Here is a 6959-nt window from a genome sequence, read left to right on the forward strand (position 1 = left end):
CGCGGAACCTAGTCATGGAAGGCGACGGAGCCAAGACGAAGCCACGGGGACGTGATGATCGGGCCTGGCGCCAGCGACGGTTTGCGTCAGGCGCCGCGCGTCTTCAAGGACGGGGCCGCCGTAACGACCCAGGCCTTGGGCGTGGCAAGGGGGGCCTTGCAGACGGCCTCGACCGATCGGCCGTCCTGGAACCGATAGCGCACCGGCAATTCGGCTGCGCAGCGGGCCTGGACGGCGAAGAACATGCCCTGGGCGTCGGCGTAGGGGTCGTGATCCTCTATGGCGGCGATAATCGGCGACGCGGCCAGGACGCCGCATTTCTCGGTGGTGTCGAGCTTGATGCCTTCTGGAACCTGATAGAAGCCTGCCGAGCCCCCGGTGCAATTCTGGGCGTTCAGATGGAACAGGGCCGCGCGACGATAGTCGCCTCGGCCGGGTTCGTCCTTCAGGGCGACGCCTAGGTCCGTCAGCCGCGCCTCGATTCCCGTCCATCGGTCCGCGCCGGGACCGTCCAGCAGAATGTTCACGCCGCTGTCGGCGGGCAGCAGGGCCCGAAAATCCGCCACGCCATAGCCGTCGCCGGCGCGCCCGGCGTCCAGCATCGTCTTCCACACATCAAGGATGTCACGCCGGCCTTGGGAAGCCTGGCGGGCCTCCAGATCGGCGATCCACTGGATCACAACGCCGCAGTCATAGATGCCCGAGCCGGATTGAAGCCGCCGGGGATTGTAGTCGCGATCTTTGAGCGCCGAACGGCAACCGTTCAGTCGCTCGGCCAGCGACGATCTGGCCTGGGCGTCGTCGATGACGCCCGTTGAGGCGGCGGCGACCATGGCGCCGTATTCGGCCCCGCCCTCGTGCAACCAAGGCGCCGTATCGCCGTCCTTCACCGTAAGGCCGTGGCCGTTCCACAGGTGGAAGGTCTCATGCCAGACGAAGGTGGACAGGGGGTCCGCCACATCCTCGGCCGGCGGATCCCAGGACGCGCCGAAGAAACGGGTGGAGATGACGCCCGTGTCGGTGACGTCGCCGCGAAAGGTCGAGGGGCCGGGGCTGTCGGTGGTGACGATCAGGACGGGCCGATAGGGCAAATCGCGGCCAAGCCGTGCGCCATAGAAGGTCTGCGCCGCCAGGAAGCCGTCGCTCATCAGCCTGGACAGCGATGCGGGGACAGAGGCGCCGGACACCACAGCCCCCCCGTCCCGGCGCGTGACCGCCGCCTCTGGGCCGAGATAGGCGTAGCCCTTGATCGCGTGGGCCTGTGGCAGGGTGGTTTCGCGCGCGACCGGCTGCGCGGTCAGTTCGGCGTCCATCCCTCTGAGCGCCAGGCCGGGGCCGTAAAGGACATGGCCCGCGCCGACGCGCGTCAGGCCCATATAGACGCGGTCGACCTCGGCCGCGTCGGGCGCGATCAGGATTTCGAAGGTGTCGAAGGGTCGGTCGGATTTCACCACCCCGTCCGCCAGGCTCAAGCCGGGCGTGGTTACGGTCCAAAGGGTGCGGATGATACTGGGGTCCAGGTAAGCGACCTCGGTGGCCGGCTGGGCCAGTCGCCAGGTTACGGCGACGCCGCCCGGCGCGGTGCGCGCCTGGATGGTCGCCGCCTGCTGAGCCTGGGCTGGGGCGGCCAAGGCCGGGGTCATGCCCAAGGTCAGGCCAAGGCCCAGGGTCAGGGCGACGGCCAGCGCTTCGATCCGCTTCGTCTTCATCTGGTTCGGAACTCCTGGAGTGTAAGCGTCAGCATACTGGCGTTTTTCGATTCAGGCGACTTCGCGGTGACATTGGACGTGGAAGCGCTTTTGGCGCCAGCGACGGTTTGCGTCAGGCGCGGGCGGATGACGCGACGGCGCGCGGCGTGTTATCCGCATCGTCAAAGGGCGTCGGTTCGACGCCGAGGATCCCCATGCTTCGCAAACTGTATGACCGCGTGTTCGAACTGGCCCGCAGCCGGCACGCGACCAAGGCCCTGGCCGTGGTTTCCTTCGCCGAGAGTTCGTTCTTTCCGATTCCGCCCGACGTGATGCTGGCGCCGATGATCCTGGCGCGGCCGCAGAAGGCGTATTTCTATGCTGCGGTCTGCACCGTCGCCTCGGTGCTGGGCGGCGTGCTGGGCTACGCCATCGGCTATTTCCTGACCGATCTGGGCCTGGCCATCATGCGGGTGCTGGGCCATTCGGACGGGCTGGAGCAGTTTCGTCAGTGGTTCGATCAGTGGGGGCTGTGGGTCATTCTGGTCAAGGGACTGACGCCCATTCCCTACAAGCTGGTGACCATCGCCTCGGGCCTGGCGGCGTTCAGTTTCCCGGTCTTCATCGCCGCTTCGGTGGTGACGCGGGGCGGGCGGTTCTTTCTGGAGGCATGGATCCTGAAACGCTGGGGTCCGGCCATGCTGGCCCAGGTGGAGAAGCGGCTGGCGCTGTGGACCGGGGTGGGTCTGGTCGCCCTGGTCGGGCTGATCGTCGTGCTGAAGGTTCTGTAAGTCGACGGATGCGGGCGGGCGCGGTAAGAGCGAAGCACGATGACAGACGCCTATCGCCTTCTGACCCGTTGGTGGACCGCCTTCGCCCTGGCCGCGTCGCTGGCCATGCTGGGCGCCGCCCATGCGTTCGAGCGGTTCGGCGGGCTGGCGCCGTGCAATCTGTGCCTGAAGCAGCGCGAGGTCTATTGGGCCGCCGTCGTGGTGGGGGCGGTGGCCACGGCCTGGACCCTGTTCAGCGGCGGACGACGCGGCACGCCGCGCATCGCCGCCTTCCTGCTGGCGGCCGTCTTCGCCACGGGGGCGATCACGGCCGTCTTCCACATGGGCGGCGAGTATAGATGGTGGGCCCTGCCGGCGACCTGTTCGCCCGGCGGCGGCGCCATCGACATGGACAGTCTGGCGGCCCTGGCGCTGGGCACGGGGCCGGTCGTCAAGGTGATCGGCTGCGGCGATGTGGCCTGGAGCTGGCTGGGTCTGTCGATGGCCGGGTGGAATGCGATCATCAGCGCCGCATTGGCCGTGTTCAGCCTGCTGGCCGCCAAACGGCCCAAGGACGCCCGCGCGCCCCGGATCGAGAAGGCCCTGACATAGATTATGAGCGGCTCCATTCCTCTCCCCCGCCCCGGACAGGGCGCCGACAAGGCCCGGATGGACGAGATCCTGCGCGTCGATCACGCCGGGGAATATGCGGCGGTCCTGATCTATCGGGCGCAGAAGGCGGTGTTCGAGAGGCGCAAGGCCCATGGCGACATGGTGCGCGACCTGTCGGAAATGCAGGATCAGGAGGCGGTGCATCTGGACCGTTTCAACCGCCTGCTGAACGAACGCCGGGTGCGGCCTACGGTCATGACGCCCCTGTGGCGGATCGCGGCCTCGGCCCTGGGCGCCGGCACGGCCCTGATGGGCGAAAAGGCCGCCCACGCCTGCACCGAGGCGGTCGAGAGCGTGATCGAGAAACACTATGCCGATCAGATCGCCGAGATCGGCGATCGCGACCCGGCCCTGGCCGCCGAGCTGACACAGTTCCGCGAAGAGGAACTGGCCCACCACGACCACGCCGTCGAACACGGCAGCCGCGAGGCGCCGGCCTATCGGCTGCTGTCGGGCGTGATCAAGGCGGGATGCCGGGCGGCGATCAAGATCAGCGAGAAGGTCTGATTTTTTACAGCCGTCACCCTCGGGCTTGACCCGAGGGCCGGATGGTCCGCCGCATTGCCAAAAGAGCGACGCAGAGCCCGATCTGCGTCCGATCCTCGGGTCAAGCCCGAGGATGACGGCGTTGGATGGGTGTCTCAGAAGATCTCGAACAGCCCGGCCGCGCCCATGCCGCCGCCGATGCACATGGTGACGACGCCGTATTTGGCGCCGCGACGCTTGCCCTCGATCAGGACGTGGCCGGTCATGCGGGCGCCCGACATGCCGTAGGGGTGGCCGATGGAGATGGCGCCGCCCGAGACGTTCAGACGCTCGTCGGGAATGCCCAGCTGGTCCTGGCAATACAGGACCTGGGCGGCGAAGGCCTCGTTCAGCTCCCAGATGCCGATGTCGTCCACCGTCAGGCCGTGGCGCTTCAGCAGCTTCGGCACGGCATAGACCGGGCCGATGCCCATTTCGTCCGGCTCGCAGCCCGCGACGGCCATGCCGCGATAGGCGCCGAGCGGCTGCAGATTGCGCTTCACCGCCTCGCCGGCCTCCATCACCACGACGGCAGAGGCGCCGTCCGACAGTTGAGAGGCGTTGCCGGCGGTGACGAACTCGCCCGTCTGGATCTCCTCGCCGCCGCCGAAGACGGGCTTGAGCGCCTGAAGCCCTTCCAGGGTGGTGTCGGGGCGGTTGCCCTCGTCCTTGGACAGGGTCACCTCCTTCGACGAAGTCTGGCCGGTCGCCTTGTCCATGACCAGCATGGCCGTGGTCATCGGCACGATCTCGGCGTCGAACCGGCCGGCGGCCTGGGCGGCGGCGGTGCGTTGCTGGGATTGAAGGGCGTAGGCGTCCTGACGCTCGCGCGACACGCCATAGCGGCGCGACACCACCTCGGCCGTCTCCAGCATGGACATATAGATGTGGGGCGACAGCTTCAGCAGCGCCTCGTCCTTCATCCGGTACAGGTTCATGTGCTGGTTCTGGACCAGGGAGATGCTTTCAAGGCCGCCGCCGACCGCCATCTTCTGTTGGTCGAAGACGACCTGTTTCGCCGCCGTGGCGATGCCCATCAGGCCCGAGGCGCATTGGCGATCCAGGCTCATGCCGGGGACGGAAGAGGGCAGGCCGGCGGCCAGGGCGATCTGGCGGGCCACATTGGTTCCGGTCGAACCCTGCTGCAGGGCCGCGCCCATGACGACATCCTCGATCTCGGCCGGATCGACGCCGGCGCGCTGGACGGCGTGTCGGACCGCATGGGCGCCGAGGCTCTGAGCCTGGGTGTCGTTGAAGGCGCCGCGATAGGCGCGGCCGATGGGGGTGCGGGCGGTGGAGACGATGACGGCTTCGCGCATGGATGCTCTCTGTCCTGGGCCTATCGCGCGTTCGCGCTGATTGAGGCCATTTCTGTTTGGCCTATCGCGCGTTCGCGCGACTTGAGGCCGGTTTCCTCTGTGACGACGATAGGCGCCTCCCGTCGCGTCAACGCAAGGCGCCTTCGTATTCAGCCGCCGTGCGCCTTCTGGGCCTTGGTCAATTCGATCATGCCTTGGGCGGCGCCCATGTCCGGCACGATCTCGCCGGCGCGGTCCGAGATGGCGTCGAAGCGGGCGGCGACCTGTTCGGGCGCATCGTCGCCGGCGATGAAGTCGCCTTGGGTCAGGGTGACATAGGCGCGCTCGAACCCGCCGGCGCCGGCGGCCAGGATGGCGCGGGTCGGGGCGTCGCGGCTGACCAGATACAGAAGGCCCGGCGTCACCAGGGCCGGGGCCAGGGCCTCCAGCGGCAGGGCGGCGCCCAGGTCCTCGGTCATGCGGGTGTGGGCGGTCGGCGCCAGGCAGTTGACGCGGATGTCGTTCTTGGCGCCCTCGATGGCCAGGGTCTGCATCAGCCCGACCAGCGCCATCTTGGCCGCGCCATAGTTCGACTGGCCGAAGTTGCCGTAAAGGCCCGAGGACGAGGTCGTCATCACGATCCGGCCATAGTTCTGACCCCGCATGATCTCCCACACCGCCTTGGTGCAGTTGACCGCCCCCATCAGGTGAACGTCGACGACGAAGCGGAAATCCTCCAGCTCCATCTTGGCGAAGGACTTGTCGCGCAGGACGCCGGCGTTGTTCACCAGAATGTCGATCCGGCCCCACTTGGCCATGACCTGATCGACCATGGCCTGGACGGCGGCGGCGTCGGTGACGGAGGCGGCGTTGGCCATGGCCTCGCCGCCCGCCGCCTCGATCTCGGCGACCACGGCCTCGGCCGCCGTCGCAGACCCGCCGGAGCCGTCGCGCGCCCCGCCCAGATCATTGATCACCACCTTTGCCCCGCGCGCCGCCAGCGCCAGGGCGTGCTCGCGCCCCAGACCGCCGCCGGCCCCCGTCACGATCGCCACCTGTCCGTCGAACCGCATCGTCATAATCGCTCCCTTTCGCGGGCGGCCAATGTGTTGAAATGGCGCCACAGTGGACACAATCATAATCCGGGAGCGGAACCGGGCGCCAGCCACGCCGTTTGGATCGCGAATGCTGTGCTAGTGCGCAGCTTCGCGCATTCACACAGTGAGGAAGCTATGAAGCTCAAACTTCTCGCCTCCGTCGCCGCGGTCGGGCTGTTCGCAGCCGGCGCCGCATCGGCGGAACCCAATGGTTGGTACGGCGCCATCGACGCCGGCTATCACACCATGGACGATATCAACGCCGAGTCGTCCACCACCGGCGCAAGCTGGAAGTATGAAGTGAACAACGGCTGGGCCGCCTTTGCGCGCCTGGGCTATCGCTTCAACCCCAATTGGCGTGTCGAGCTCGAAGGCGGTTACCGCTCGGGCGACATCGGCAAGATCCGCGCCGTTTCCGGCACGCAAGGTCTGTGCAACCTGACTCCGGCGACGGGCGGCTGCTTCTCGCCGGAAGGCGACATCGAATCCGCCACCCTGATGGCCAACGTCATCTATGACTTCGGCTACGAAGCCTGGGGCGTCCGTCCGTTCGTGGGTCTGGGCGCCGGTGTGAACCGCGTCAACGTCGACACGATCGGCTCTCTGCGCGCCAACCGTCTGGCCGGCTTCGCCATCGACGACACCTCGACCAAGTTCGCCGCTCAGGCGATCGCCGGTCTGGCCTGGGCGATCGGCGACCGCGCCAACATCGACCTGACCTACCGCTATCTGACGGGCGACGCCTCGTGGGATTCGACCACGGCCGGCACGGGCGTGGGCGCCACGCAGTTCGGCACCTGGGACGGCGACTACGATCAGTCGCACACGGTGACCCTGGGTCTGCGCTACAGCTTCGGTGCGGAAGACGCGCCGCCGCCGCCGCCTCCCCCGCCCCCGCCCCCGCCGCCG

7 protein-coding genes are annotated in these 6959 nt (G+C 67.8%); 4 read left to right on the top strand and 3 right to left on the bottom strand.

Annotated elements, in window-relative coordinates:
* Positions 1-86 precede the first annotated feature (86 nt).
* The gene (locus RTU05_RS03590; RefSeq protein ID WP_312595776.1) at positions 87-1709 is read right to left on the bottom strand and encodes a hypothetical protein; all 1623 of its coding nucleotides are present in this window, start codon (positions 1707-1709) and stop codon (positions 87-89) included.
* Positions 1710-1903: 194 nt separating this feature from the next.
* On the opposite strand from RTU05_RS03590, the gene RTU05_RS03595 reads away from it, so the two are divergent.
* Genes RTU05_RS03595 through RTU05_RS03605 form a run of 3 tightly spaced genes read left to right on the top strand, consistent with a single transcriptional unit; the run spans position 1904 to position 3637 of the window.
* A complete protein-coding gene (locus RTU05_RS03595; protein WP_312595778.1) occupies positions 1904-2479 on the top strand; it encodes a YqaA family protein in 576 nt (191 codons plus the stop codon).
* Positions 2480-2518: 39 nt separating this feature from the next.
* Entirely contained in the window at positions 2519-3070 is a 552-nt protein-coding gene (locus tag RTU05_RS03600; protein WP_312595780.1) for a disulfide bond formation protein B, read from the top strand.
* A gap of 3 nt (positions 3071-3073) precedes the next feature.
* Positions 3074-3637: a demethoxyubiquinone hydroxylase family protein gene (locus RTU05_RS03605; protein WP_312595782.1), complete on the top strand. Its 564-nt coding sequence runs from the start codon at positions 3074-3076 to the stop codon at positions 3635-3637.
* Positions 3638-3771: 134 nt separating this feature from the next.
* Here RTU05_RS03605 and RTU05_RS03610 read toward each other — a convergent pair whose 3' ends face one another.
* Positions 3772-4974 carry an acetyl-CoA C-acyltransferase gene (locus RTU05_RS03610; protein ID WP_312595784.1) on the bottom strand — a complete coding sequence of 401 codons (1203 nt, stop codon included), beginning with the start codon at positions 4972-4974 and terminating at the stop codon, positions 3772-3774.
* 149 nt (positions 4975-5123) lie between these two features.
* A complete protein-coding gene (locus tag RTU05_RS03615; RefSeq protein ID WP_312595786.1) occupies positions 5124-6032 on the bottom strand; it encodes an SDR family NAD(P)-dependent oxidoreductase in 909 nt (302 codons plus the stop codon).
* A 153-nt stretch (positions 6033-6185) separates the two neighbouring features.
* Here RTU05_RS03615 and RTU05_RS03620 point away from each other — a divergent pair.
* A partial coding sequence (locus RTU05_RS03620; protein ID WP_312595788.1) for an outer membrane beta-barrel protein occupies positions 6186-6959 on the top strand: 774 nt, incomplete at its 3' end.

The organism is Brevundimonas sp. (genome assembly GCF_032017145.1).
Lineage (GTDB): Bacteria > Pseudomonadota > Alphaproteobacteria > Caulobacterales > Caulobacteraceae > Brevundimonas.

Coding starts and splice junctions, on each gene's coding strand:
- RTU05_RS03600 (WP_312595780.1), top strand. CDS start 2,519: ATGACAGACGCCTATCGCCTTCTGACCCGTTGGTGGACCGCCTTCGCC.
- RTU05_RS03610 (WP_312595784.1), bottom strand. CDS start 4,974: ATGCGCGAAGCCGTCATCGTCTCCACCGCCCGCACCCCCATCGGCCGC.
- RTU05_RS03605 (WP_312595782.1), top strand. CDS start 3,074: ATGAGCGGCTCCATTCCTCTCCCCCGCCCCGGACAGGGCGCCGACAAG.
- RTU05_RS03590 (WP_312595776.1), bottom strand. CDS start 1,709: ATGAAGACGAAGCGGATCGAAGCGCTGGCCGTCGCCCTGACCCTGGGC.
- RTU05_RS03615 (WP_312595786.1), bottom strand. CDS start 6,032: ATGACGATGCGGTTCGACGGACAGGTGGCGATCGTGACGGGGGCCGGC.
- RTU05_RS03595 (WP_312595778.1), top strand. CDS start 1,904: ATGCTTCGCAAACTGTATGACCGCGTGTTCGAACTGGCCCGCAGCCGG.